We start from the raw sequence: 26,441 nt of genomic DNA on the forward strand, positions 1-26,441 counted from the left end.
GTGATGGCTGCACATTCGAGCTCGAATAACCGGTCGACAGATATCCGGCATGCTCCCTACATCATCGCCGGTATCGCGGCGCTATTGCTGACCTGGCCGCACGCATTCGACTGGATGCGAGACGGCGGGAACATCCTCAACCCGATCGCCTTCTTCGGCGACGCGATCGACGCGGGCGGCACGGCCGCATTCCTGAGTATCGACATGCTGATCGCCTGGGCGGTATTCATGGTGTGGGTGGTGACCGACACCGCGCGCATCGGAATGGGCCGCAAATGGGGTGTGTTCTTCATCGTGCTGTCCTACATCGGGGTCTCCATGGCTTTCCCGGTTTATCTCGTTGCGCGCGAACGCTTTCTGGCTCGCCGCGGCGGTGCCGGGAGTGAGGACGCTGCTCGAGTGGCGGTGAGCAGCGAATGACCGCGACCACTGGCCCCAGCGATTCGGTCGTCATCATCGGCGCCGGGCACGCCGGGGCGACGCTCGCCGGTCTGCTGCGCCAGCAGAAATGGGCGGGCCCGATCACGTTGATTGGGGAGGAGTCGCATCCGCCCTACCATCGGCCGCCGCTGTCGAAGAAGTTCACCGACGACTCCATGGTGCAACTGCTCAAACCCGCGGACTTCTACCCCGACAACGACATCGAACTGCTGCTCGGGGCGCGTGCGACCGCAGTCGATGTCGCTGCTCGACGGGTGAGTTTGGACGATGCTGAGCATCGCGACTTCGCAACGCTGGTGATCGCGACCGGGGCGACGCCTCGCATGGTCCCGGTTCCCGGCGCCGAGGCCACGGGCATTTCGACGTTGCGCACGATCGCGGATGCGCAGCGATTGGGGTCCGCCTTGGACGCCGAGGCGACGCTGGCCGTGATCGGTGGCGGTTACGTCGGCATGGAAGTTGCGGCGGTGGCGCGCTCGAGGGGTGTCGACGTCACGGTGATCGAACGTGAGGACCGCATCCTCGCGCGGGTCGCCAGCGCCGAACTCTCACGCCGGCTGACCGAGTATCACGCGGCACGCGGCACGCGCGTGGTCGTGAATTGCAACGTCGCGGAATTCCTGACCACGGACGGCGCTCTCACAACGGTTGTGGCGCACGATGGTACGGCGATCGCCTGTGACCATGCGCTCGTCGGTGTCGGCGCGGTGCCCAATGTGGAGCTGGCACAGCAGTGTGGCGTTGCCTGCGACGGTGGCGTCCTGGTGGATCGCGCCGGACGGACGAATGTGCCGGGAATCATGGCCATCGGTGACGTGACCCGCCGGCCGCACGACGCCCTGGACGGGCTCTATCGCCTGGAATCGATTCCCAGCGCGGTCGAACAGGCCAAACACGCCGCCGCCGCGATCTGCGGGACCGATGGGGGAGTCCACGAAACACCGTGGTTCTGGTCGGATCAGTTCGATCTGAAGTTGAAGATCGCCGGTCTCCTGGAGGCGGGGACCCGCACCATCGTGCGCGCGGGGGAGTCGCCCGAATCGTTCGCGCTGTTCCATCAGCGCCTCGATCGCACGGTGTGCGCGGTGGAGACGGCGAACAGCCCGAAGGACTTCATGGCCGGCAAGAAGCTGATCTCCGAGCGGGTGCCCGTGGATCCCGACCTGCTGGCCGATGCGGATGTGCCGATTCGGGATCTTCTGCGAGGCGGCTCGCCCACGCGATCGGTGACCTACTGAGTGAAACGGCAGACATCATGGATCTGGTAAGCAACGGTGAGGTCGTGCTGTGGCGGCGCAGTTTCGAAGTACTCAATTACTTCGGCCGCTGCCCGGTGTGTGGTTACAGCGCCGAGGCAACCGTGGTGGTGACCACCTATACCGACGGTTCGTCCGACACCCAGCCCCTCGGGCGCTGTGGGCTGCCCTGCGGCTGGACGGGAGCGATCGAGATGAACACCATGACCAGCGTCAACCGCTGATCGGATCGCCCTACCGAGCGACAGATCGGACCCGTGCTGTCGAGAGAACGTTCGATCATCCGAACCGCGAGAGGCCGCCGGCATCGATGCCGGCGGCCTCTTTCGGTTGCGCGACGCGGAACTAGCGGCGGGCAACCGACCGTCGCGACAACTGCTCGATTCGATCCTGGATCGCTCGGATCTCGCGTCGGAACTCCGCGCGGCGCTGCCCCGATCCCGGCTGTTCACCGTCCAGCAGGCCCAGGTGGCGAGCGAGCCGCAGGGCGGTGTGAAACATCGCGGCCGAGGTGGATTCGGCGCCGGCATTGCGGCGTTGTAGTGCCCACTGGTGTGCGACCGCGAGGCACCGTTCGATGAACCACGGCTCATCGAACTCCGCCGAGTCGCCGAGTTCGGCGAGTTGGTGTGCGACCACCGCGTAGGCGTCGATGAACGGCCGCAGCATCAGCGGTGCCACGAGCAGATCGACGCGGTCGAGGCATCGTTCGGCGGTGGCCGCGTCGATCGATGCCAAATCGGTGTTTCCACCGGAGATCAGATCGAGTTCGGACTGCAGCGCCGCCACGAATTCGGTTCTGCCCGCGAAGAAGAACTCGAATTTGAGTAGATCGCGCAGCCGCAGTGCGTCGTCGAGCGCGGTCGCTGCGCCGTTCGTCGTGCACGAACCTTGTACGGCCACTTCGACAATCGCCCGTTCGATCACGGCGTGGATCGCGCTGTTGCGGTAGACCGCGGCGACCAGGTGCTGGCTCGGACGGATGCCCGACACGGTGGTATCACCGCGGAAACTGCTGAGCACACCGGTTTTCTCGAGGTCTTGCAGCGCACGCCGGACCGTGGCCCGGTCGGTGAGATTCGCCGCGTCGGCCGTCTGCCAATTCCGTGCGCGCAGGTACTCGGCGAGTGGTTCCACCGTCTCGAGCATCTCGTCGAGCGTCAGTGCCCGGTCGGCGGCCAATAGCGCGATACAGACCACCGCCGTCGGAGCGACCGGTGTGGCGCGGTTGATCCGGTGCGACACTTCCACGGCGATGCGTTCGATGGCGGTGGTCTCGGCGGCATCGTCGCTCTTGAGTTCCTTGAGCCGGGACCGCAGCTCGATCGGCTCACCGAAGTCGACATACACGCGGCCCAGCCGGCGCTGCAGGCCACGTAGGTAGCCGAAGAGCCAGCGGACGTTCTCCGGCGTTTTGTTCTGCCCGCCCGCCTCCGCGGTCATCTTCTCCACCTCGTGGGTCGGAAGCTGGTCATAGAGGATGGAGACCGGCACCAGCAGCACGTCCGAGCCCTCCTGTTCCTCGACGGCATCGGCGACGTAGCGCAACAGGCCGAGGCGTGGCGGGCGGAGCTTTCCGGTCCGGGAACGGCCGCCCTCGATGGACCAGATCATGTTGGAGCGGTCGGCGACGAGTGTGCGGATGAACGATCGCAGGGCGAGTTTGTATACCGGGACATCGTTTGTCGCGCGCCGGATGTGGACGATGCCGGTTCGCCGGGCAATGGTCCCGAGCGGAAAGAAGTCGAGGTTGGCGCCCGCGAATCCGAAAGGCGCCCGCACCCCGAGCTCCACCAGCGCAGTGGGAAATACCCACTCGTCGAGATAGGACCGATGTGAGATGAGGAATACCAGCGAATGCCCGCGGTCGAGCGCGTGCAGCTTCGCCAATTCCTCCTCGTCGACGAGCCGATCGTAGCCGCGCAGCATCCACCGCCCAAGTGCATGCCACTGCCGCAGCACAGTCTGGTTGTGGGTGGCCCACATGCCGCGGTGGTAGGACCGGATCTCGTCGACGATGTCGGAAACCGGCCGGTTGAGGCGCGGCGCCAGGGCGGCCACCTCCTCCGCGGATTCGGCGCCCTGGCCCGCGTGGTCGGTCACGACTGCGCCTCCAGATTCGTGGACGTTGCCGAATCGGGCCAGTGCGCGAGGGTATCCGAATACAGCCGCCGCACCTGCTCGACCGAGCGGCGCCGCCACAGTGGATATCGTCGGCCACTCCATGGGCGGGCAGTTCGGGCTCTATGCCGCCGCAGATCTCGGCACTCGCGTGCGACGACTGGCGGTGCTCGGCGCACCCGGCGCCGCGCTTCGCGGTGTGAAACCGATACCGGCCATGTGCCTGCTCGCACTACCTAAACTCGGCCCGATGGCGCTGTCGCGGCCGATGCCGGACCGGATGTTCGAGCGCACCAACGATGTGTCGCTCGGCCGGGACGCTCTGCGTGACGCCGCGCCGGAAATGGTTGTCGCGCTGCGGTTGATCGGCGCCAGGACTGGCAACGCCCCGAGTATTGCAGGCTTCTTCCGGGCGCTGGTCAAAAGGGCGTCGGTGCGTCCGCAAGTGATGCTGGCCGGCGACACGCTCGCCCGCCTCGGACAACCGGTGCAGTTCGTCTGGGGTGACGACGATGTGTTTCTGCGGCCGCTCGCCGCCGCGGCGTCGATCGTGGCGGTGCGAGATGTGCGCGTGCTCCGGCTTCCCGGGGCGGGTCACGCACCGTGGCTGCAGGCTCCCGAGCGCACGGGGCGGGCGGTCTCCGGCCACCTGCGCGGCTGATAACAAACCTGGCCGGCTGTCAGGGTTTCTCACCCGCACGAGTGGTCTCGAGTAGCCCTTCCGAGGGATCTTCGCCGTCTGTCCATCTCGTCCGTCCCGCCGTCGAGGCACGATGACGCCGTCTGGTGAGGCGATTCGGTCTCGTGGTACTCGGGGAAGAAGGCAGCGATGACAAGCATCAACCGGCAGCCCGTGGTCGCGGTTCTGGGAGCGGGCTCGTGGGCGACCGCGGTGGCATCGATCGTGGCGTGGAATTCACCGACCGTGATGTGGGCGCGCTCGGCCGAGGTCACCGCCGAAATCAACGAACGCTCGCGCAACGGGCGCTATAACGGGGAATGGCCGCTGCCCCCGGCCTTGCGTGCCACATCATGTGTCGAGGAAGCCCTGGCCGCAGCGGACGTCGTCGTCGCCGGAATTCCATCGAAGGTATTCCGTGACGTGCTGGGCGACGCGGCGGCATTCGTCCGGCCCGGGGTGCCGATCATCAGCCTGGTCAAGGGGCTCGAGCGCGGAACCGACCGGCGAATGACACAGATCGTCTCCGAAATGCTGCCGGGGCATCCGGCCGGTGTGCTCGCCGGCCCGAACATCGCCCAGGAGATCGTCGAGGGGTATGCCGCGGCCGCCACTCTCGCCATGCCCGAGCCGGATTGCGCAGACCAGCTCGCAGCCCTGTTCCGGACATCTCGATACCGCGTCTACTCCAGTACCGATGTGGTCGGCGTCGAACTGTGCGGGGCATTGAAGAACGTGTACGCGATCGCGGCGGGAATGGCGGACGGCGCCGGCGCGGGTTACAACACCAAGGCAATGGTCATCACGCGTTCGCTGCGCGAGATGGCATCCCTCGGGTCGGCGCTGGGCGGTGAGCTCGCGACATTCAGTGGTCTGGCCGGCAACGGCGATCTCATCGTGACCTGCACGAGTCCGCGCAGCCGGAACCGCAGGCTCGGTGAAGCGCTCGGTCGTGGCATGACGATCGAGGACGCGCTCGCGACGCTGACCCAGGTGGCCGAGGGCGCCGGCGCTGTGGGCGTCGTCAAGCGGCTGGCCGAACGAGTGGGTGTCGACGCGCCCTCGTGCGCGAGGTGGACGCGGTAGTCAACCACGGGGCGACAGTAGCCGACGCGTACCGCGGACTGCTGCGCGAGATTCCAGGTCACGAAACGCGCGGAAGCGGCTGGTGAGCGCGAGCGCCTCAGGGGCCGAGAAAGAGGCGCTCACACGGCAATCGGGGCATGAGCTCGCAGTGCTCCACCGTGGTAAGGACCAATTCGATTGCGCACCAGCGTCTTCGCGCCCAGTCCATGATGATATTGCGCGCGGCCTCCGCGGTGGCAGTGTAGTCGAGCGCGACGTCGGCCAGCCAGATACGCAGGTGCACATGCCCGTCGGACGGGCACCACCGTGCCGCCTGCATCGCTGATACGCTTCTCGGTAGCTGCTTCATCGAGGCTCCTCCGTATCAGATCCATGCTCCGGCAATCTGCCCGTTCACCACGTCCCCCTGGTGAAGCATGCCTGTACCTCATCGGAGGGAATTTCGGCGCAGGGACACCGCACGAACACGCCCCGTGGGACCGCAACGTGTGTGTCGATGCGGTCCCACGGGGCGCGTGGGTGAGGCGCGCTACATCGGACTCAGGCCGCGGAGATGCCGCCGTTGACGCTGATGGCCTGACCGGTCAGGCGACCGGACTCCGGGCGGCACAGGAATACCGCCAACGCGGCGATATCGTCGGCAACCGGCACTCCGAGGTGCGCCTGCTGGGCGGCCTTGGCGAACAGCTTGGCGCTGAACCCGTCGCTGGTGATGCGCTCGGTCGAACCGGTTTCGTTGACCAGGGACGGTGTCAGGACGTTGGCGCGGATCCCGTCGCGTTTGCCTTCGATGGCAATCGTCCTGGTGAACATCACGATCCCGGCCTTGGCGGCGCCGATCACCGCCTCGCCGGGAGTCGCGGTCTTGCCCGCGTCGGACGCCAGGTTGACGATGACGCCGTGGCGCCGCTGTCGCATCATCGGCATCACCGTGCTCGCCATATGCATCGAGGGCAAGGCGAGATCGGTGTAGATGGTGGCGATGTCCTCGGTCGCGATCTTGGAAAACAGCTCCGGCTTGACGTCGGCCGCAGTCGAGCAGACCAGGATATCGATGCCGTTCAGCAGGATTTCGGCTTGCGCGGCAATCGATTTCGCCGCAGCCGGGTCGATCGGGTTGCCTTGAACGAAGCTGACTTGCGCGCCGGACTTCTCCACGAGCGACTTCGCTTGCTCGCCACGCGCTTCGTTTCGCCCGACCAACACGATGCGAGGGACCCCCGCCTCGGCCAGCTGTCGCGCCGTCGCGAGTCCGATGCCGGCGGTTCCGCCGATGACCAGCGCCCCGCTGTCGGCGAGTTCCTTCGGCGGAGCGAGGATGCGGCCCGATTCGGCCGACGGTTGCGTCTTGCTCACAGCGACACCGTCCCGCGGGTGAAAATGTCCTTGGCGATGATCTTCTTCTGGATCTCCGCGGTCCCGTCCGCGACCAGGTAGGCCATCACGTCTCGGAAGCGTTGTTGCAGTGGGAATTCCACCGAGTATCCGAGGTTGCCGTGAATGCGCATCGCCGCCTCGATCGCGTTCTTGGCGACGATCGGCGGCCACCATTTGCTCATCGAGGCGAGCGAGGTGTGCGGGCGTCCGGTCTCGCGCGACCACAGCGCGCGATAGCAGATCCAGCGCGCCCCCTCGATATAGGTCGCGTGTTCGGCGAGCTGAAAGGAAACACCCTGGTTCTCGCCGATGGGCTTACCGAATGCCTCGCGCTGCTGCGCGTACTGTGCGGCTTCCTCGAGGCTCTGTTTGGCGGCGCCCAGGCAGAGCAGACCGAGCGCTGCGCGGCTGAAGTCGAAGTGGTTCATCACCGACTGGAAGCCACGGCCCTCTTCGCCGATGATGTGCGAGGACGGGATGAAGACATCCTCGAAATGCAAAGCGCCCCAGCCCAAGGGCAGGCACCCCATACCGGGCATATGGCTGCGGCTGACGCCGGGGGAGTCCAGCGGGACGACGAAACAGCTCACGCCGGTCGAGCGCGTGGTGCCCGCTTCCCGTGCGTAGACGAGGGCGACGGTCGCGTTCATCGCCCACGAGATGGCCGTCTTCTCGCCGTTGAGTTTCCACCCGCCGGGCACGGCGGTGGCGGTGGTGCGCAGGCCCGCCGCATCCGATCCCGACCCGGGTTCGGTCAACGCGATCGCAATCGTCTCTTCTCCGGCGATCAGCGGCGGCAGATACCGCTCGCGGACCTCCTTCGAAGCCAGACTCAGCTGAGATCCCGAGAGTCCGATCTGTACTGGTACTCCGGCCATGTTCACATCGCCGTAGGCGAGGGTCTCGGTGGCGAGGCCGAGCAGGACGGGATCTTCGTGCCCGGTGCCGCCGTACTCTTCGGGCAAGCCGATGCCCAGGACCCCGAGGTCACCCAGCTTCTTGTAGATGTCGAACGGAAACTCGGCCGATGCGGCGCGGTCCCGGTAGCCGGGTAGTAGTACATGTTCGCTGAAGCTTTCCAGCGTCTTGCGGAACTCCTCATGTTCGTCCGCGAATTCGAAGGACACCATCCGGGCCCCTCCTCTCTTAAGGTCCGACCAATATTATCATTGGTCCTTATTTAGACCTAGAGTGCCGCGGTGCGACCCGTGCCTAGGATCTGCGCCAAGCGCGCCTCGAACGCGCGTCCGGTGATTCCGAATCGCGTGAAGATCTCGTCTTCCGGCGGTCCGCCGAAGGGTAGCCAGATCTCCGCGAGGCGAACCATCTCGTCGGTCTCGCTGTAGGCGTGCGGAGGTGACGCGTGGCGGGTTCGGCGTGGCAGATCGCGTGTTTGCCGATATCGCCGGATTCGTTGCGCCAGTTGTAATCGGGCATGGGCACTCGGGGCGGATCGCATCGTGTCGAAAACTTTCATGCGGCGGCCTGCTCTGATGAGGCCGCACTCGAACGTGGCAAATATGGTCAGACCATAATATGGTCAGGTCCTTCTGTACGCAATGGCCAGCCGGCTCACGGGCCACGGCGCCACGTTCTCACCGCACGTCGAGATAGATACTCTTCACGTTCTGGTAGCTCGACAAGCCCTCCGGGCCCAGCTCGCGGCCCATGCCGCTGTTCTTGATTCCGCCGAACGGCGCGGTCGGGTCGTTGGAGTATCCGTTGATTCCGACCGTGCCCGAGGCGATGCGGCGCGCGAATCGGGCGCCGCGGTCCGCGTCCGCCGTCCATACCGTGCCGCCGAGCCCGTAGTCGGAACCATTGGCAATCGCCACCGCCTCGTCCTCGTCGGCGTAGGGGATAACTGACAGCACCGGTCCGAAGATCTCTTCCCGGGCGATCGTGTGGTCGGGTCGCACGTCGGCGAAGACCGTCGGTTCGACGAACCAGCCACGATCGAAGACCCGGCCGCCGCCGGCGGTGACGCGCGCGCCGTCCTTGCGCCCGACCGCGATATAGCCTTCGACCCGTTCGCGTTGCCGGGCGGAGACCAGCGGTCCCATCTGCGTGGCGTCCGAGAGTGGATCGCCCACCGTGATGCTCTTGGCGAGATCGGTGATCGTGTCGACGATTTCGTCATAGCGCGCGGCCGGCGCCAGGACGCGGGTGCACAGCCAGCAGATCTGCCCGTTGTTCAGCAATGTCGCACCGAAGAAGGATTCGATGTCTGCGGCGAGATTCGCATCATCGAGCACGATGGCGGCCGATTTGCCGCCCAATTCCAGCGTCACCGGTCGCAGCAGTTCGCCACAGGTGCGCGCGATCGCTCGCCCTGCGCCGGTCGATCCGGTGAACGACACCTTGTCCACACCCGGGTGCGCCACCAGGTAGGCGCCGAGTTCGCGCCCGCCGGGCACCACATTGAGAACACCGGCCGGCAGTCCGGCCGCGAGCGCGGCCTCGGCCATCAGGAATGCGTCCAGCACGGTTTCCGGCGCGGGTTTGAGCACCACGGTACAGCCCGCCGCCAGCGCCGGCGCGATCTTCAGAAACGTGATGGCCTGCGGCACATTCCACGGCACGATGGCGCCGACCACACCGATCGGGGACCGCGTCACCGCAGTCGAGCCGCCGAGCATGCCGGGCCGGATTTCGTCCTCCTGATCGGCGACCATGCTGCCGTAGTACTGCAGAAGCAGTGGGGGAAAGCCACTTTCGAACTGCCGGGCCAGACCGATCGGCATACCGTTCTGGCTGCTGACCCGGCGTGCGGTGTCTTCGCCCCGCTCCTGCAGCTTCTCGGCGAACTCGGCGAGTACTTCCGCGCGGCGTTTGCCGTCCCACTGCGCCCAGCCGGCCGGATCGTCGAAGGCCGCCCGGGCCGCGGCGACCGCTGCGTCGATATCGGCCTTGCTGCCCTCGGGGACGGAGCCGATGCGCTCCTCGGTAGCCGGTGAGATCACCGGGATGATCGAACTCGTGGCCGGCGCGACCCAGCGCCCGTCGAGGTAGAGGTCGGTGTAATCGATGGTCATGATGGTGCCTTCTGCTCCGGACGGTTCAGTCGTGGACGAGAACGGGTTTGAGGACCTCGCCGCGATGTTGCGCCGCGACGGCGTCGTTGATCTTGGTGAAGTCGAAGGTGGTCACCAGCTTGTCGATCGGGAACCGGCCGGCCCGGTACAGCTCGATCAGTTCCGGGATGAATTCGTCCGGAACGCTGTCACCTTCGATGATGCCGACGACCGTGAGGCCCAGTACCAGCGTCTCGATCACCGAAATCGGCAGCGCGGCTTCAGGATCGGCGGGCACGCCGATCAGGCCCAGCTTTCCGTGGAAGGTCATCGACTTGACCAGACCGTCGATCACCGCCGGCATGCCCGAGGTGTCGATGGCGTAGTCGACACCGGCGGCGACTATGGCACGAACCTGCTCCGCGACCGGACCCGCGCCAGGGTCGATGGCGTGTGTCGCGCCGAGTTCGATCGCGAGTTCGCGGCGCGAGGCATGGGGCTCGATGACGATAATGGTCGCGCACTCCCGCACCGCGGCGGCCATGACGGCGGCCAGGCCGACCGATCCCGCCCCGGCGACCAGCAGCGACGAGCCCGGCCGGCACGTGAGCGAACGCAGCACCGCACCCGCTCCGGTTTGGATGCCGCAACCGATCGGCGCGATTATCTCGGCCGGGAGGTCGCTCGGCGCCTTCACCACATTGCGCTCCAACGCCACGCTGTGGGTGGCGAACGAGGACTGCCCGAAGAACAGCCCGGTGATCGCCTCGGCTCCCGCCGACAGCGGGCCGGTGCCGTCGGCGCGCACACCGGCGTAGTTCAAATGCATGAAGTTGTGGCAGTACGACGGCGAATCGGCACGGCATGCCGGGCAGGATCCGCAGCTGGCGAAGGTGATCGCGACTCGGTCGCCCGGCGCCACCTTGGTGACGCCTTCGCCGATCGCTTCGACGAGACCGCAGCCTTCGTGACCGAACACCGCGGGCAGTGCGACCGGCAGCGCTCCGTCGCGAGCGGCCAGATCGGTGTGGCAGATTCCGACGGCCTCGATCTTCACCAGCACCTCGCCCGGCTTCGGTCCGTCGATGGTGATGGTCTCGAGCGAGAAGTCGCTGTGCGGGGCGCGGGCGACCGCGGCGAATGCTTGCATGATCAGATCCTTCGTGTTTCGGCGCGATCGCTCGCGGCGACCGGTGTGTGATCGCTGCCCTGCGCGGCATGACGCAGGGAGGTGGTCGAATCGGCCAGAGCGGCACGATCCAGCTGCGCGCCGGTGCCGATGAGCTTCTTTCCGGCCATGAAGTCGGCTGCGGCGTTGACAGTTTCGACGCACTGCGCGCGCCCGTCGGCGTCCAGGTGGAACAGTGCGCAGGAACCGGTGCGGGGATCGCCGCGCAGCACCGCCGTGGTGCCCGGTGCCGGTACTCCGGCCATCTTCATCTTCAGGTCGAACTGATCCGACCAGAACCACGGCACCTCGTGCGCGGGGACCGGTTCGCTGGTGATCACGGCGGCGGCCTGTCTTGCCTGTTCCGTGGCGCTCGGAATGCTCTCCAGCCGGACCAGTGCCCCAAGACCCTCGTGCAGCCGATGGGTGACATCGCCGATGGCCAGAATGTTCGGATCGCTGGTGCGGGCGGCCGCGTCGACCACGATGCCCGCCATGCAGTCCAGCCCCGCATCGCGGGCGAGACCGTCCTCGGGAGCCGCGCCGATGCCGATAACCACAGTGTCGCAATCGATGTCGGTGCCGTCGCCGAGCCGCACTCCCCGGACTCTTCCGTCGCGGCCGAGAATTGCGCGCACGTCGGCGCCGGTGACGATGCGGGTACCGCGTGCGAGATGACTGTCGGTGAGGATGCGCGACAATTCAGGGCTCGCCACGCGCGCCAGTACTCGGTCCTCACGTTCGATCACGGTCACCTCGCATCCGCGTGCTCGGGCGGCTGCGGCCACCTCCAAACCGACATAGCCGGCGCCGACGATGGCGATGCGCGCGCCGGCGAGCACAGCGGTCCGCAACTCGGTGGCATCGGCGAGGGTCCGCAGCGCGAGCACGCCGGCGAGATCGGCTCCGGGAACCGGGAGGGTGCGGGGACCGGCGCCGGTGGCGAGTACCAGGGTGTCGTAGCGGACGGTCCGTCCAGACCGGGTGGTCACTGTCTGTGCCGCGCGATCGATACCGACGACCGGATCGGCCAGGTGAAGTTCGATGTCGTTGTCGGCGTAGAACGATTCGGGCCGCAACCACTGCACGTAGTCGTCGCTGTCGTACTTCTTCGACAACGGCGGCCGATGATACGGCGGGACCGGCTCGGCTCCGTACATCACCACGCGACCGGTGAATTTCTGCTGCCGGAGCAGACCGGCGAGCGTGCCGCCGGCCTGTCCCGCTCCGACGATCACCACGGTGTGAGTCGGAAGATCGGTGTACATGGCCATTACCGGTCGAACTCGATCGCCACGGGCATATTCTTGAGCCCGCCGACGAAATTGGTCTGGATGAACCGCGTATCTCCGGTCGGAGTAATCGACTTCACCCGCGGCAGTAGCTCTTCGAACATGACGCGCAGTTCGAGCTTGGCCAGATGCTGCCCGATGCACATGTGCGGGCCGTAGCCGAAGGCGATGTGCCTGTTGGGCCGCCGGGTCAGGTCGAAGCGGTCCGGATCCGGGTTGGCGTCGGCGTCCCGGTTGCCGGACTGATACAGCAGCATGAAGCGGTCACCGGCGTGAATCTCGCGCCCTCGCAGGGTGTAATTCTGCGTCGCCATGCGCATGAAGTGCTTCACCGGCGAGGCCCACCGCAGCGACTCATTGACCAGGTGCGGAACCAGCGACAGATCGTTGCGGACGAGTTCGAGCTGGTCCGGGTGACGGGCCAACTCGAGCAGACCGCCTGCGAGGGTACTGGAGGTGGTGTCGTGGCCGGCGGTCGCGATGGCGATGAAATAGCCGTAGTAGACCTCGTTCTTGTAGTACTCGCCGTCGGCATTGCGGGCCGATGCGATCACGGTCGCGAGATCGTCGCGCGGATTCGTGCGCCGATCCTGAAGCAGCGCTTCGAAATACGCGAAGAAGTCCTGAATCGTCGCCACCCACTGGCGGGCTGCGGCATCCGGGCTCAGCGGTTCGACATCGGTGCGGGCCGCGTCCGGATCGGCGGTGCCGAAAAATTCCTGAGTCAGCGACATCATCTTGGGCTCATCGCTTTCCGGCACGCCGAACAGGCTCATGATCACGTGCAGTGGATACTGCAGCGCGAAGTCCTTGACGAAGTCGATACGCCCGTCGGTCTCGAGCAGCCGCGCCACCGCGGACTTGGCCAGCTCACGGATCACCGATTCCCACTGCGCCAGGTTCTGCGGCCGAAACCAGTCCAGCGCAATATCTTTGATCTCGGTGTGTTCCGGCGGATCGAGGTAGGTGAGGGTTTCCAGGATCCGCAGACTGCCGTTGTTGATGCTCTTGGTGAACGCGTCGCCGGCCTGATTGGCCAGGATCGGATTGACCGACCCCTTGTCCTCGCCGCCCGCGCTGGTGAAGATGTCGGGCTGGCGTTCGATCTCCATGAGGTCGGCGTGCTTGCTGACAAGCCACAGCGGGTCGTAGCCCTCGACGACCGCGCGGCCGAGCGGATTGTTCTCCCGCAGCCAGCGGTAGGCCTCGAACAGCGCGTCGTTGTCACGGTGGCCCTCGGGAAGCACGATCTGCCGGGCGATGGTGTCCGGGATCAACTCGGTGGCCTGCTCCGTGGTGCTCATTGTCTCTCCTCGCTCGATCGGGAAGTGGTACCCAGCGTGGCAGCGGGACAGGTGAGTCACATCACACCGATGCCGGAACAGTGTCGGCAGAAAGGGGGATTTGCGGCGCGGGAATCACCCCGATGGCCGATGTTGATCGACCGTCGTGGGGATGTCTGCCCACCTTCGCGCTTCGCAGACTGGAATCGCTGGTAAGCAGCGTTTCACCTTTCGGAGGAGGACCCCATGCCCACCGTTGTCTATCGACTGCCCGACGGCACGGCCCATTCGGTCGACGTTCCCGCCGGCCAGACGGTGATGGACGGCTCCGTGCGAAACAACCTGCCGGGCATCGTCGCCGAATGCGGCGGAAGCTGTTCGTGCGCCACCTGCCATGTATATGTGGAGGATGAGTCCGCCGCGGCGTTCGGCGAGCCGTCCATGGAGGAGCAGGATCTGCTCGAATTCCTCGACGGGGCGCGCAGTTGCTCCCGGCTGGCCTGTCAGCTGGTGCTGAATGCGGAGATGGAGCCGATCACCGTGACGGTGGCGCAATCGAATGGTTCGTGAGAGATCCAGCGGAATGGCGGGCGATCAATACACTGCGGTTGGTCGCCCCCAACTTTCGCAGTATCCGTTTGACATGCGATTTCACTGTATCGACGGTGATGACCAATTCGTTGGCGATCGCGGTATTGGACGAGCCCGTGAGTATCAGTCGCAATACTTCGCTCTCCCGTTCGGTCAACGGTTCCATCCATGGGGGAGCGGGCGGTGTGGACTCTCGTACCGCCTGCCCCGCCGGGACATCGGTGTGACCCTCGCGTGCGACAACACTCGATCGAAGAAGCTCGAGCTGCCGGGTTCTGCGCGCGGCCAGGCCCAGCCGTCGCAGGCATCCGCCGAGCACCTCCAGCAACAGCGTGGTCGAATCATGCTGTGCCGCATCGAATGTTCCCGCCACATGAACGATCAGAGCGGGCGTGTCGCCGACGGTGACGGCCATGATCGTGCAGTCCTGGGGGAACAGATGCCTCAGCGCCGCCACCGGCCGGCCGGTCAGCGGTGCGCCCCCGCCAGTGACGACGCGCGACTCCGCCGATCCGGGAAGCAGCGGGTAGTCCGCCGGGATCGCCGCCGCGTCACCGGACTCGTACGTCGCGACCGGCACGGCTCGATCGGCCTCAATACTGGAGGCCAGCACCCGCTCGGCGGAGCAGATATCCGCCAATGCCGCGCATGCACGTCGAAGTAGTACGGTGCCCGACGAGGCATCGGTAAGGTCCGCGACCGCCCGGTCGAGGCGCTGAGCCGCGCGGCGAAGCTCGTCGATCTCGTTGTCGCGCAACGCTTGTTCTCGTTCGAGGCGCTCGGCGAGTTGGCTACCGAGTTCGGTCAAGCGAGGGCCTGACGCCGTTCTCATCGCGGCGATGAGTGCGTCGGCGGTCGGCTCGACATCCTGCGCGTCCCGGCCTGCGGGGTCACGCTCCGCCGCCTCCTGCGGCCCGGATCCGCTCATGCCGAAAGTCCTGGCGGCGACCGGTGGCCGGCGTAGAGGGCGGCGGCTTCGGCTCTGGTGCTGACGCCGATCTTTTTGAAGATGCGTTGCACATGCGATTTCACGGTGCCGTCGGAAATGCACAATTGTCGCGAAATCGCGCCGTTGGTGGCGCCACTGGCGATCAGTGCCAGCACATCGCGCTCACGGGCAGTGAGCGCTGTGGGGTAACGTGTTGCGCGCGTGGCAAATTCGAGTTCCGTCGAACGCGCGACAGGCTTGCCCTCGAGGTCGTCGAACGCGACCTTCGTGTCCTCTAGCTCGCGCAGCGCGCGCTGAAGTTTGTTCAAATCCTCCGTGGTGCGGCGATTCTGTTCGGTGATCGACGCACGCAATTGCGCCGATTCGGCCGACAGCGCACACGCCTGCGCCAAGGTGGTGATCAGATGGAAATCCGCCTCGTTCAGGTCATTGTCGTGACGGTCGACATGGACGATCGCGACCGCTCGATTCGCGACTACGACGGGTACCGCGAGATAGCCCGCCGGGCGGCTCAGGTCCAGCAGCGGCCGATACGTGTGCCGGTTGACCTCGGCGGGCCCCACCGAATACGAGCGACGGCGCCGGACCAGCTCCGCCTCCCGAGGCGCATCGCGCAAGGGGATCGACCGGCCGTCGACCGCGGCGACCAGCGGATCATAGTCATGACCCAGTTCCGGATTCACCGAGACCGATACCGGTGACCAATGCGACCCCGAGACCACCGAGTACATCGCCTTGCCGTAGCCCAAGGCGGTGCACAACTCGCTGGTCAGCACGCTCGACAGCGACGCATCGCGAGCACTGTCGATCGCCCGCACCACGCGAGTCAGGCCGCCGAACTGCTTGCTGTGCACGTGAATGCGGCGGGCGATGTCCGCCCGTATGGCCTTGTCGACCGTCATCAGGATCGTCGCGACCTCGGCGGTCACCTCGGGGGCGGGCAAGCCGATGCGCAGCGCACGACTGGCGTAGTCGCGCACCAGCGACAGGCTCGGATTGAAGTCCTGCAACCGCAGCAGCTCGGGATCCGGACCGAGCAACTCCAGTAGTCGCGTGAAGGCTTGTTCGGCGACATGGGCGTCGCTTCCCGGGCGAGTCCGCGTCGTTGCTGACTGCACAGTCACTGTCACTCCTTGCGCAATGAGATCACCGACGTGCGGCGGTATTCGTCGACGACGACGCCGTGTGACCCAAAGCACAAAATACCATGTATATGGTATGTCCGAATATGCCGGTTGATCCAATGTGGGGAGCGTCGACTCCGAGATTCGGTCGGCCTTCGCCCCTCTACTCGAGTGCTGGAACGCGGGGCATTGACCCTTCCAATAATATGGTCGTACCATATAACAGTTACGGCGATATGGAGGTAGGCAACGTGGCTGGTGTGTGGTTCGACGAGTTGTCGGTGGGGCAGAGGTTCGAGCATGCGATTCGGCGCACGGTCACCGAGACGGACAACGTGTTGTTCACGGCGATGACGCACAATCCGGCGCTGCTGCACCTCGACGAGGAGTACATGCAGGGGACGCAGTTCGGTCAGCGGATCGTGAACAGCGCGTTCACGCTGGGGCTGATGGTCGGGATCTCGGTCGGCGACACCACGCTGGGGACGGCGGTCGCCAATCTGGGCTGGGACGAGGTGCGCTTTCCCAAGCCGGTATTCCACGGCGACACCCTGCACGTGGTGACGGAAGTCCTGGAACTGCGCGACTCCAAGTCGCGACCGGATCAGGGAATCGTCGTGTTCTTGCATCAAGCGTTCAACCAGCGCGACGAACTGGTCGCTTCGTGTAAGCGATCGGGTCTGCAACGGAGGAAGCCGCAGTGAACGCGCCGATCCGATCGTTCCTGTTCGTCCCCGGCGACAGCGAGCGAAAGATGGGCAAGATCGCCGATTCGCCGGCCGATGCGGTGATTTTGGACCTCGAAGACGCCGTCAGCGCGAGCCGGAAACCGATGGCCCGGCAGCTGGTCGCGGAATTCCTCAGCGCCGAATCCGGCTCCGCACACGGGCCGCAACTATGGGTGCGGATGAATCCGCTCGGAACCGAGCATGCGCTGGCGGATCTGGCCGCGGTCGTCGCCGCGGGGCCTGCCGGGATCATGATTCCGAAGATCGACGGACCCGCCGACGTCGTACGCGTCCATCACTACCTCGAGGCGCTCGAGTGCGCCCACGGACTTCCGGCGGGCAGTATCCGGCTGCTGCCGGTGGCCACCGAGACGGCCCGCGCGCCGTTCCGGCTGGGCGATTTCGCCGACGCCGGGATCGCGCGGTTGTACGGATTGACTTGGGGTGCAGAGGATTTGAGCGCGGCGTTGGGCGCCTCCACGAATCTCGAGCCAACCGGGGAGTGGGCGGTCACCTATCGAATCGTGCGTTCGCTGGCGTTGATGGCCGCGCGGGCGGCCGATGTCGAGGCCGTCGAGACGCTGTATGTGGACATCCGCGACACCCAGGGGCTCGCGGAATCGTGCCGTCGCGCCCGCGCCGAAGGATTCAGTGGCAGGATCGCGATCCATCCGGGCCAGGTCGACGCCATCAATGCCGCGTTCACTCCGACGAGCGACGAGGTGAACCACGCCCGGCGGGTCGTGGACGCGTTCGCCGAGGATGTGGGAACCGTTGCGCTGGACGGAAAGATGCTCGATCTGCCGCATCTGAAGCAGGCCGAGCGAGTGCTCGCTCTGGCGGGCCACACCCGAGAATCCTGAGCCCGGTCGGTCGCCGGCGGCATGTCCTCCGCCCCACCGCTGCCGCCGTTTCACCGTCTTGCCGGCAGCGAACATGCGAGCCGATCACACCGCGGCAGCGGACCCCGGTGTGATCGGCATCATCATGCGTTCCATGGCTGGGCGCGGAGCGTCGCTGTGACCGTTTTGCCTATTTCTTCGGTTGGATACCTGCGCTGTGCAGCGAAAACAGTCCTTCATTCGAGACCTTCACTATGATAAATGCTTGCGCTATTCGGTCCAACCATTCTAACCTTTGGACGAAGCGCGGGACATACTGATAGAGGATGGACACCATGACGAGCGAGCGGAATCTCGGCCGATACACCCAGGCGCAGATCGAGGAGTTCTACGCGACCGGGCAGTGGGCCGACGTCAACTTCACCGAGTTGCTGCGCTCACGCGCCGAGGCGAATCCGGACAAGGTGTTCATCACCGACGGCACATACGCCCTCACCTTCGCCGAGCTCTACGACACCTCGCAGCGCCTGGCGCTGGGCCTGCACCGCCGGGGTGTCCGCACGGGCGACCGTGTGGCGGTTCAACTTCCGAACTGGGCCGCCTTCGTGCTGGTCGCGGCGGCGCTCGCGCGGATCGGTGCGGTGATGGTGCCGATCATGCCGATCTACCGCAAGGACGAGGTGTCGCATGTGGTGTCGGACGCCTCGATCCGGATGGCGATCGCACCGGCGCAGTTCAAAGGGTTCGACTATCTGTCGATGTTCGAGGAGATCCGCAAGGATTCCGACACCCTCGAGTCGATCGTCGCCGTGCGCGCCCCCGAGGACGCGCGCGACGCGCTGGCCGAACGCGGAATCACGGTGCTCGAGGACCTGATCGCCGCTGATGATTGCGCGAGCGTCGACGCGGCCCTCGATCTGCGCGTGCACCCGGACGATCCGTTCCTCATCGTCTACACCTCGGGCACGACCTCGCGCCCGAAAGGCTGCTTGCACACCTTCAACACCTACGCCTCCGGCGCGCGCGCCCTGTGTGTGGCGTTCGGGCACACCGAGGCGGATGTGCAGTTCGGGCCCTCACCGATCACGCACACGACCGGTCTGGTGACCAGTGTGCTGATCCCACTGGTCGCGGGTGCGTCCTCGCACCTGATGGCGGAGTGGAATCCGGAACGGGGCCTGGCCGAGATCGAGAAGTTCGGCTGCACAGCGGCGGTCACCGCGACCACTTTCCTGCAGACCCTGGTCGCGGCAGCCGAGGAACACCCAGAGTTCGACCTGTCGTCGCTGCGGGTGTGGGTATGCGCCGGTTCGCCGATCCCGGCGGCGGTCGTCGAGAACGCCAAGGCCAAGCTGCCGAGTACGAATGTGCTCTCGCTGTACGGTCGCAGCGAGAACCTGTCGACGACGACGTGCCGCATCAATGGAGATCCGCAGCGGGCCATCACCTCCGACGGCACCGCGCTGCCCGGCTCGGAGGTTCGCGTCGTCGGTCCCGACGGGAACGAGCTGCCGCGCGGAGCCGAGGGTGATATCGCCTATCGCGGTCCGGAACACATGATCGAGTACCTCAATCGCCCGGAGGAGACAGCTGAGCTGTTCACTCCCGACGGGTTCTCGCGTTCCGGCGATCTCGGGGTGATGGACGAACAAGGCTATGTGCGAGTTACCGGCCGTACCAAGGACATCGTGATTCGCGGCGGCATGAACATCAGTGTCCGCGAGGTCGAGGACAAGCTGGCCGACCACCCCGATCTGCTCGCGCTCGCCGTGGTGGGGATGCCGGATGAGAAGCTGGGTGAGAAGGTGTGTTGCTATGTGGTCACCAAGGAAGGGCACACCCCGCCGACCGTCGAGCAGTTGCGCACCTATCTCACCGATCGTGGCGTCGCCATTCAGAAGACGCCCGAACGGGTCATCGCCATCGACGAGCTGCCGATGACCGCGACCGGAAAGATCCAGAAGCACCTGCTGCGGATGCGGGTCGCCGCCGAGCTGAACCAGCCGACAGCCGCGGGTGCCCGTTGAGTTCGGCCTGCACGCCCGAATTTCTGATCAGTGGCGCTGAGGCGCTGGTGCGTGTGCGGCCGATCGGTCTGTCGTCGGACCGCGCGGAAATGGCGGTCGAGTCGGGTCCCTGGTTGCGGGATCCAGTTGGCGGTGTCAGCCGGGCCGCGCTTGCGGTGCCGCTCGATGATGTCACGGGATACATCGTCGCGGCGGCATCGGCGTGGGATAGATGGCCCGTGAGTCTCGGGATCCGGCTCGATCTGCTCGCTGATCCGCCGATGGACGGATCGCTGCTCGCGGTGACGGGTGAATTGATCGGCAGTGACGATCGCGGCGGGACGACTCGTGGCATGGTGACCGACGCTGCCGGCACGGTCATCGCCTTGATCACCCAACGCTCGCACCTGCTGACGGTCGACGGGCCGCCCACGGACCCCGCCGTGGAGTTCGATGCTCCCGTGGACGGTGTCTCTATCCGCGATGCCTTGGGCGTTCGTGAAACGGCTTGCGGCATCATGGAATTGCCCGCGTCGGCTTTCGCTGCCAACGGCATCGGCAATGTGCACGGCGGAATCCTGCTCTGCGGAGCGGAATTCGTCGCCATGTCGGCGCTCGAAGCCGACGGAAGTCTGCGGACCACAAGCATCGATATGGTCTTCGTCCGGCCGGGCGACGCGAATGACACCACGACCTTCCGTGCCGAAGTAGTCCACCGCGGTCGCTCTCTCGCGGTGGTTCGAGTGGTCGCCGTGAACGCGTCGGGCAAGACGTGCGCCGAGGCGACCGTGACCGTACAGCGGGAGATCTGATGAAAGCGATCGTGATGTCGGACTTCGGCGGTCCTGAGCAGTTGGTGTTCGGTGAGGTCGACGAGCCGACCGCCCGCAAAGGTTGGGTCACAGTCGAATTGCGTGCGAGCGCGCTCAACTGGCACGACGTGCTGGTACGTCGCGGGCAGTATCGTTCGCCGCTGCCACACACTCCTGGAGCGGACGGCGCCGGCGTACGCACTGACACCGGCGAGGAGGTGGTCATCCTCCCCTCGCTGTTCTGGGGCGATCGCCACGACGCACCCGCGGCCGATTTCGAGATCCTGGGCGACCACGTGCCGGGAACCTATGCCGAACGGGTCTGCGTCCCCGAGCAATGCCTGGCCCCCAAACCGACAGGCTACTCCTGGGAAGAGGCAGCTGCGCTACCGCTCGTGGGCGTGACGTCCTACCGTGCCCTGGTGACCCGGGCCGGCCTGAGCGCCGGGGAATCGCTGCTCATCATCGGCGCCGGAGGCGGAGTCGCGACGATGGCATTGTCGCTGGCGACGGCCCTCGGCGCCCAGACATTCGTGACGGCATCGTCGGAGGAGAAGCTGGCCCGAGCCCGCAACAGCGGCGCCGCCGGCGGGGTTCTGCATACCGGCGACGACTGGCCGAAAGAGGCAAAAGCGCTGTCCCCGGACGGAAATGGGTTCGACGTCATCCTCGACCCGGTCGGCCTGTGGGACAGGTCGGTCGAAGCCCTTCGGCCCGGCGGGCGTGTGGTGGTTCTCGGCGCCAACGTCGCCGAACACGTGACCATGGACGTCCGCCGCTTCTTCTTCGGCCAATACAGCCTCCTCGGCACGACCATGGGCGGCCCGGGCGATTTCCGCGGTCTGCTGAACCTCGTCTCCACCGGCGCCGTGTCCGCGCCGACCATTGCCGCCACCTATTCGCTGGACGACGCCGCACAGGCCCATCGTCATCTGGAGGCGGGCGACGCAATCGGCAAAATCGTGCTGGTTCCATAGAGGCAACCGCGTGGTGAGTTACTGGCGGCGGTCGGCACCTCGGCCGGCCAGCGGGCGCACGGCCCGAGCAATGCGCCGCGGTTCTGGCGCTGCTTTGCGGGCGAACTTGTCGGACCGGTATCGCCGAATCAATTGTGCAAACCTCGCCGACTTTTGAGGCTTCCGGGCTGTTGCAAAATACGGGCGGGTTTCTGCCATGACTTGGAGCACAGGTACAGCCGGCCAGCAGACGCAATATCGCGTCCCAAGGAAGGTCGTTTGGTGTCCCGCTGTGACGTCACTATCGAGCCTTCGGCGCATTTTGCAACAGCCCGCTTCCCGCATTCTTCGTGGAAGTTTGCAAGAAAAGTTTGTGCAGCGCGTGAGCTGGCCCATGGAATCGCGTTCCGACAACCCGACCCCCGCTATCCGAGACCACACCGGGCGAGGTTCACCATCGGCCATTGCAACGGCGGCTCCGACGCCAGAGCCCTCACGGCCCGGGGCCGCTGTGTCCCCCAAGGCGTTTCGGTGCTCGACTTCCTTGGGGGAGTGCGCCGCTCATCGGGAAGATTGAGCACAAGACGAACGGAGTAGTTCAGGCACAGCGGATCACGACACTGTGGTTCGCACGCGAGCAACACCCGTGACAACCACCCGCTCATCGGATTTCGCGTGCAGAGACAGCGTCGCGACGCCAGCTGCCGCATCGATCGAATCGACCTGACCTCCGAGGTCGATCGTTTCTCCGATGCGCAAGGGGGAGGCGAACCGCACGGAGTACGAGATCAGGTGCTCGATGTGAACCAGGTCGGAAACCCAGGCGGCGAGCATGCCGGCCTGCATCTGGCCCATCGAGATGACTCCGGGCAGGCCGGCTCGGATCGCGTAGTCGGGGTCGTGGTGCAGCGGGTTGAAATCCCCACCGGCGCCGGCGAATCGGACGATATCCGTCTGGGTGATCGGGCCGATGCGGCGGGATTCCAGTTGCGCGCCCGGTAGCAGGGTGACGGGGGTGCGGGTCATCATGCGCCTCTTTCGATCAGGACTTCGCGTTGGGTGAGCACGCGGTCACCCGCGCTGTCGATCCATTCGGTTTCCAGGGTGACCAGGCGCATCGTGCCGCCGCGTTTGCCCTCCTTCGTGGTGTCGTCGACGACGCGCCGCGTCCCGGTGAGGCGGTCGCCGACGACCGGCGGGCGGATGTAGTGCCATTCAACTGATCCCACCACCACGCGTTCGATCGCGAGTCCGAGGTCGCGGACGAATTGTTGCTGGTTTCGGTGATGGCCGGCGACGACCACATGGGTCGGGGTCGCCGGGAGGTTGGTGAATCCGGCTGCGGTCGCGGCCTCGGTGTCGGTGTGGACCGGATCGAGCGCGTGGGTGGCTGTGGCGAATTCCCTGATCTTCCCGGCTTCCACCTCGAACGACGCGACGTCGAGGACGCTGCCGGCCGGTAGCTGCCGAGCCGTGGGGCTCGTCATGGGGTACCTCCTGGATTTTTTGGTCTGACCTATTGTAACGTTGGTCCGTAAACACGTGGAGGTGCAGATGGATCTGAGTGATTCGCCGGACGAGGCGCGATTCCGAACGCGCATTCGTGACTGGCTGACCGAGACCCTGCCGAGTTTGCCGTGGCCGGAACCGGCGCGGCTCGAGGACAAGCGCGCGTTCTGGTCGGTGTGGCAGCGCAAGCTTTTCGCCGCCGGCTTCGCCGGTCTGTCGTGGCCGGCCGAGTTCGGCGGCGCGGGCGCCGATGCCAAGACCAAGGCCATCTTCAACGAGGAGATGGACCGCGCGGGCGCGCCGGAGCGGCTGAACATCATCGGTGAGGACTTCGCGGGCCCGACGATCGTCGCCTTCGGCAACGACGAGCAGAAGCGGCGGTACCTGGAGCCGATTCTGACCGGCGACGAGATCTGGTGCCAGCTGTTCTCCGAACCGGAATCCGGATCCGACCTGGCCTCCCTGCGCACCAAGGCGACCAAGGTCGAGGGCGGCTGGAAGATTCAGGGACAGAAGATCTGGACCTCACGCGCGCAGATCGCCGACAACGCGATCCTGCTGGCCCGCACCGGCGGCGGCGATCGGCACCGGGGCATCACGTACTTCCTGCTGCCGATGTCGTCGCCGGGTGTGACGGTGCGCCCGCTCGCGCACATGCTGGGCGAGGCGGAGTTCAACGAGGTGTTCCTCGACGACGTCTTCCTCCCCGACGAGGCGGTGGTCGGTGCGGTCGACGGCGGCTGGAAGGTCGCCATGGGGACGCTGGCGTTCGAGCGCGTCGGCATCGCGACCGGACGAGTCAACACCACGCGCGCGGTCGAGGACCTGATCGCACAGGTCAAGCGGAACTCCGATGACGATGGCAATCCGCTGAGCGGCAAGTCCGAGATCCGCCACCGCATCGCCGACCTCTACGGCCGCGCGCTGACCCACTATCTGATCGGCCAGCGAGTCATCACCGGCGCCGCGTCCGGACAACCCCCGGGGCCGGTCACCTCGATCGGGAAATTGTTTTTCTGCCCCTTGGTCGAGGACATCGCGGACTTCGGCCTCGAATTGACCGAATTCGGTGGCCAATTCGGCCTGGCCGAGGACGACGAGGACGCGGACGCCGACCAGCAGCGCTGGCTGCGGCTGGCCTATCAGGCACGCGGAACCGCCATCGCCGGCGGATCGACGTTCATCCAACGCAACATCGCTGCCGAGCGTGTGCTCGGAATGCCCCGCGGTTGAGAAAGGCTGCACGATGAGCACCTACGTGTGGAATCCGACACCGGACTACCTCGAGCACGCGAACGTCCTGCGATTGGCGCGTGGGCACGGCATCGATTCGATCGACGAACTGCGGCGGCGATCGACGGCGGATGTGTCCTGGTACTGGGATGCAGCGGTGACCGACCTGGGCATCCCGTTCGCGACACCGTACGACTCGGTTCTGGACCTGTCGAACGGGGTCGAATTCCCGGACTGGTTCGTCGGCGGCACCTTCAACGCGGTCCATGCGTGTATCACCCGCTGGCTCGGTGACAACGCCGACCGGGCGGCGATCGTGCACGAGGCCGAGGACCAGTCGGTCCACACGATCACCTACGGCGAACTCGCCGAACAGGTCGGCCGGGTCGCGACCGGTCTGACCGAGCTGGGCATCGGCGAGGGCGACGCGGTGGCCATCTACCTGCCGATGATCCCCGAGGCCGTGGTCGCCTGCTATGCCGCGGCGGGAATCGGAGCGATCATCGTCCCGCTGTTCTCCGGCTTCGCCGCGCCCGCCATCGCCTCGCGCCTGAACGACGCGCAGGTCAAGGCGGTCTTCGTCGCGGACGGCACGATTCGCCGCGGCCGCAAGGTCGGCATGGCGGACGAGCTCACCAAGGCGCTCGCACAGACGCCGTCGGTGCGTTCGGTCATCACGGTCGAAAATATCGGTGGCACAGTAGATTTCGCCGGTATGGATATCGCGGCCACGGCATGGAGCTCGCTGGTCGGACCCGACGTCGCGCCGTACGAGTTCCGCCCGTTCCCGACCATGCAGACGCTGATGCTCGGCTACACCTCCGGTACGACCGGCAAGCCCAAGGGCGCGGTCCACACGCACGCCGGATTCACGATCAAGGTCGCCACCGAGGTGGCCTACTCCTTCGATATCAACGCGGGCGACACCTTCTGCTGGATCACCGACATGGGCTGGGTGATGGGTCCGCTGGCGGCCTTCGGCACCCACGCCAACGGCGCGACGCTGCTGCTCTACGAGGGTTCCCCCGATGTACCGGACACCTGCCGGCTGTGGGATCTCGTGCAGCGCCACCACATCACGATGCTCGGCGTATCGCCGACCCTGATCCGTGCGCTCAAGTCGACATCGCCCGCCGAGATCGCGACCCGCGACCTGAGTTCGGTGCGCGTTCTCGGATCCACCGGTGAGCCGTGGGATCCCGATTCCTACGACTGGCTCGCCGAGACGGTTTTCGGCGGCCGGGTCCCGGTGATCAACTTCTCCGGCGGCACCGAGGTCGGCGGCTCGTTCCTGGCGCCCTACCCGGTGGAACCGATTCCGAGCTGTTCACTCGGCGGTCCGTCGCTGGGCATGGATGTCGATGTCGTCGACGACACCGGAAACTCGTTGCGCGGCAGCATCGGTGAGCTCGTCTGCCGGCAACCGTGGCCGGCGATGACCCGCGGCGTGTGGCACGACCGGGAGCGCTATCTCGAGTCCTACTGGTCCACCTTCCCCGGCATCTGGTGCCACGGCGACTACGCCCGCGTGGATGACGACGGCCAGTGGTACATCCTCGGCCGCTCCGACGACGTGATGAACGTCGCGGGCAAGCGGCTGGCACCGGCCGAAGTGGAGTCCGTGCTGACCACCCACCCCGCGGTCGCGGAGGCCGCCGCCGTCGGCATCCCGGACCCCAAGAAGGGTGAATGCGTCTGGGCGTTCTGGGTTCCGCGCAAGGGCGCCGACATCGAAGGGGTGTCCGACGAGCTGCGCACACTCGTCGCCGAAGGTGTGGGGAAACCGTTCGCCCCGGCGAAGGTGTGGACGGTGGAGGCCCTGCCGAAGACCCGCTCCGCCAAGATCCTGCGGCGCGCGGTGCGTGCCGCGGCCATCGGAACCGACCCCGGCGACCTCTCGAGCGCCGAGAATCCCGAGGCCGTGACCGCCATACGAGATGTCGTGCATCGCACGAGGACCAACTGAGGAGCAAG

At 66.0% G+C, this 26,441-nt stretch carries 24 protein-coding genes and 1 pseudogene; 13 read left to right on the top strand and 12 right to left on the bottom strand.

Features of this window, described 5'->3' with window-relative positions; genetic code table 11:
* Nucleotides 1-3 precede the first annotated feature (3 nt).
* From NK1_RS06665 to NK1_RS06675, 3 genes are read left to right on the top strand one after another with little or no spacing between them, the layout of a single operon-like run.
* On the top strand, nucleotides 4-420 hold the full coding sequence (locus tag NK1_RS06665; protein ID WP_063007768.1) for a DUF2834 domain-containing protein: 417 nt from the start codon (nucleotides 4-6) through the stop codon (nucleotides 418-420).
* Nucleotides 417-1,679, top strand: coding sequence for an NAD(P)/FAD-dependent oxidoreductase (locus NK1_RS06670; protein ID WP_063007683.1), 1,263 nt, complete (start codon nucleotides 417-419; stop codon nucleotides 1,677-1,679). Before NK1_RS06665 ends, NK1_RS06670 begins: the two co-directional genes overlap by 4 nt.
* A gap of 17 nt (nucleotides 1,680-1,696) precedes the next feature.
* A complete protein-coding gene (locus NK1_RS06675; RefSeq protein WP_063001626.1) occupies nucleotides 1,697-1,921 on the top strand; it encodes a hypothetical protein in 225 nt (74 codons plus the stop codon).
* Between the two features lie 121 nt (nucleotides 1,922-2,042).
* Here NK1_RS06675 and NK1_RS06680 read toward each other — a convergent pair whose 3' ends face one another.
* Nucleotides 2,043-3,800: a 1-acyl-sn-glycerol-3-phosphate acyltransferase gene (locus tag NK1_RS06680; protein WP_063007684.1), complete on the bottom strand. Its 1,758-nt coding sequence runs from the start codon at nucleotides 3,798-3,800 to the stop codon at nucleotides 2,043-2,045.
* On the opposite strand from NK1_RS06680, the gene NK1_RS06685 reads away from it, so the two are divergent.
* On the top strand, nucleotides 3,715-4,479 hold the full coding sequence (locus NK1_RS06685) for an alpha/beta fold hydrolase (RefSeq protein ID WP_084460640.1): 765 nt from the start codon (nucleotides 3,715-3,717) through the stop codon (nucleotides 4,477-4,479). The two genes, NK1_RS06680 and NK1_RS06685, sit on opposite strands and share 86 nt — an antisense overlap.
* 168 nt (nucleotides 4,480-4,647) lie before the next feature.
* A pseudogene (locus NK1_RS06690) lies at nucleotides 4,648-5,669 on the top strand (NAD(P)H-dependent glycerol-3-phosphate dehydrogenase).
* 11 nt (nucleotides 5,670-5,680) lie between these two features.
* Here NK1_RS06690 and NK1_RS06695 read toward each other — a convergent pair.
* From NK1_RS06695 to NK1_RS06730, 7 genes are all read right to left on the bottom strand, one after another.
* Complete coding sequence (locus NK1_RS06695) at nucleotides 5,681-5,932, bottom strand: hypothetical protein (RefSeq protein ID WP_157104115.1); 252 nt, start codon at nucleotides 5,930-5,932, stop codon at nucleotides 5,681-5,683.
* A 191-nt stretch (nucleotides 5,933-6,123) separates the two neighbouring features.
* Nucleotides 6,124-6,939: an SDR family NAD(P)-dependent oxidoreductase gene (locus NK1_RS06700; protein ID WP_245660374.1), complete on the bottom strand. Its 816-nt coding sequence runs from the start codon at nucleotides 6,937-6,939 to the stop codon at nucleotides 6,124-6,126.
* Nucleotides 6,936-8,090 (bottom strand): acyl-CoA dehydrogenase family protein, encoded by a 1,155-nt coding sequence (locus NK1_RS06705; protein ID WP_063001619.1) that lies wholly within the window; start codon nucleotides 8,088-8,090, stop codon nucleotides 6,936-6,938. Before NK1_RS06705 ends, NK1_RS06700 begins: the two co-directional genes overlap by 4 nt.
* Before the next feature lie 465 nt (nucleotides 8,091-8,555).
* On the bottom strand, nucleotides 8,556-9,995 hold the full coding sequence (locus tag NK1_RS06715) for an aldehyde dehydrogenase (protein ID WP_174552699.1): 1,440 nt from the start codon (nucleotides 9,993-9,995) through the stop codon (nucleotides 8,556-8,558).
* A gap of 25 nt (nucleotides 9,996-10,020) precedes the next feature.
* Entirely contained in the window at nucleotides 10,021-11,124 is a 1,104-nt protein-coding gene (locus NK1_RS06720; protein WP_063007688.1) for an NAD(P)-dependent alcohol dehydrogenase, read from the bottom strand.
* Between the two features lie 2 nt (nucleotides 11,125-11,126).
* Nucleotides 11,127-12,410: an NAD(P)/FAD-dependent oxidoreductase gene (locus NK1_RS06725; RefSeq protein ID WP_063001615.1), complete on the bottom strand. Its 1,284-nt coding sequence runs from the start codon at nucleotides 12,408-12,410 to the stop codon at nucleotides 11,127-11,129.
* A 5-nt stretch (nucleotides 12,411-12,415) separates the two neighbouring features.
* Nucleotides 12,416-13,738, bottom strand: a complete 1,323-nt coding sequence (locus NK1_RS06730; protein ID WP_063007689.1) for a cytochrome P450 — start codon at nucleotides 13,736-13,738, stop codon at nucleotides 12,416-12,418.
* A gap of 225 nt (nucleotides 13,739-13,963) precedes the next feature.
* Between NK1_RS06730 and NK1_RS06735 the strand changes: the two genes are divergently transcribed.
* Nucleotides 13,964-14,287: a 2Fe-2S iron-sulfur cluster-binding protein gene (locus NK1_RS06735; protein ID WP_063001613.1), complete on the top strand. Its 324-nt coding sequence runs from the start codon at nucleotides 13,964-13,966 to the stop codon at nucleotides 14,285-14,287.
* Here the strand turns inward: NK1_RS06735 and NK1_RS06740 are convergent.
* Nucleotides 14,253-15,236, bottom strand: coding sequence for a helix-turn-helix transcriptional regulator (locus NK1_RS06740; RefSeq protein WP_063007690.1), 984 nt, complete (start codon nucleotides 15,234-15,236; stop codon nucleotides 14,253-14,255). The genes NK1_RS06735 and NK1_RS06740 overlap by 35 nt on opposite strands.
* On the bottom strand, nucleotides 15,233-16,501 hold the full coding sequence (locus NK1_RS06745; protein WP_245660375.1) for a helix-turn-helix transcriptional regulator: 1,269 nt from the start codon (nucleotides 16,499-16,501) through the stop codon (nucleotides 15,233-15,235). The genes NK1_RS06740 and NK1_RS06745 overlap by 4 nt, the downstream gene beginning before the upstream one ends.
* Before the next feature lie 131 nt (nucleotides 16,502-16,632).
* On the opposite strand from NK1_RS06745, the gene NK1_RS06750 reads away from it, so the two are divergent.
* From NK1_RS06750 to NK1_RS06770, 5 genes are all read left to right on the top strand, one after another.
* Nucleotides 16,633-17,085 (top strand): MaoC family dehydratase, encoded by a 453-nt coding sequence (locus tag NK1_RS06750; RefSeq protein ID WP_063001721.1) that lies wholly within the window; start codon nucleotides 16,633-16,635, stop codon nucleotides 17,083-17,085.
* Nucleotides 17,082-17,972, top strand: a complete 891-nt coding sequence (locus tag NK1_RS06755; protein ID WP_084460642.1) for an HpcH/HpaI aldolase/citrate lyase family protein — start codon at nucleotides 17,082-17,084, stop codon at nucleotides 17,970-17,972. The genes NK1_RS06750 and NK1_RS06755 overlap by 4 nt, the downstream gene beginning before the upstream one ends.
* Nucleotides 17,973-18,286: 314 nt before the next feature.
* Complete coding sequence (locus NK1_RS06760; RefSeq protein ID WP_063007771.1) at nucleotides 18,287-19,978, top strand: AMP-binding protein; 1,692 nt, start codon at nucleotides 18,287-18,289, stop codon at nucleotides 19,976-19,978.
* Between the two features lie 218 nt (nucleotides 19,979-20,196).
* Nucleotides 20,197-20,769: a PaaI family thioesterase gene (locus tag NK1_RS06765; protein WP_369689802.1), complete on the top strand. Its 573-nt coding sequence runs from the start codon at nucleotides 20,197-20,199 to the stop codon at nucleotides 20,767-20,769.
* Nucleotides 20,769-21,746, top strand: coding sequence for a quinone oxidoreductase family protein (locus NK1_RS06770; protein WP_063007693.1), 978 nt, complete (start codon nucleotides 20,769-20,771; stop codon nucleotides 21,744-21,746). Before NK1_RS06765 ends, NK1_RS06770 begins: the two co-directional genes overlap by 1 nt.
* A 591-nt stretch (nucleotides 21,747-22,337) precedes the next feature.
* Here the strand turns inward: NK1_RS06770 and NK1_RS06775 are convergent.
* Nucleotides 22,338-22,751 (bottom strand): MaoC family dehydratase, encoded by a 414-nt coding sequence (locus NK1_RS06775; protein WP_063007694.1) that lies wholly within the window; start codon nucleotides 22,749-22,751, stop codon nucleotides 22,338-22,340.
* On the bottom strand, nucleotides 22,751-23,212 hold the full coding sequence (locus NK1_RS06780; protein ID WP_063001607.1) for an FAS1-like dehydratase domain-containing protein: 462 nt from the start codon (nucleotides 23,210-23,212) through the stop codon (nucleotides 22,751-22,753). Before NK1_RS06780 ends, NK1_RS06775 begins: the two co-directional genes overlap by 1 nt.
* A 67-nt stretch (nucleotides 23,213-23,279) precedes the next feature.
* On the opposite strand from NK1_RS06780, the gene NK1_RS06785 reads away from it, so the two are divergent.
* Both NK1_RS06785 and NK1_RS06790 read left to right on the top strand, forming a co-directional pair.
* Nucleotides 23,280-24,467 (top strand): acyl-CoA dehydrogenase family protein, encoded by a 1,188-nt coding sequence (locus NK1_RS06785; RefSeq protein WP_063007772.1) that lies wholly within the window; start codon nucleotides 23,280-23,282, stop codon nucleotides 24,465-24,467.
* A 13-nt stretch (nucleotides 24,468-24,480) separates the two neighbouring features.
* A complete protein-coding gene (locus NK1_RS06790; protein WP_063007695.1) occupies nucleotides 24,481-26,433 on the top strand; it encodes an AMP-binding protein in 1,953 nt (650 codons plus the stop codon).
* Nucleotides 26,434-26,441 lie beyond the last annotated feature (8 nt).

Origin of the sequence: Nocardia kruczakiae NBRC 101016, from assembly GCF_001612965.1 — a bacterium.
GTDB lineage: Bacteria > Actinomycetota > Actinomycetes > Mycobacteriales > Mycobacteriaceae > Nocardia > Nocardia kruczakiae.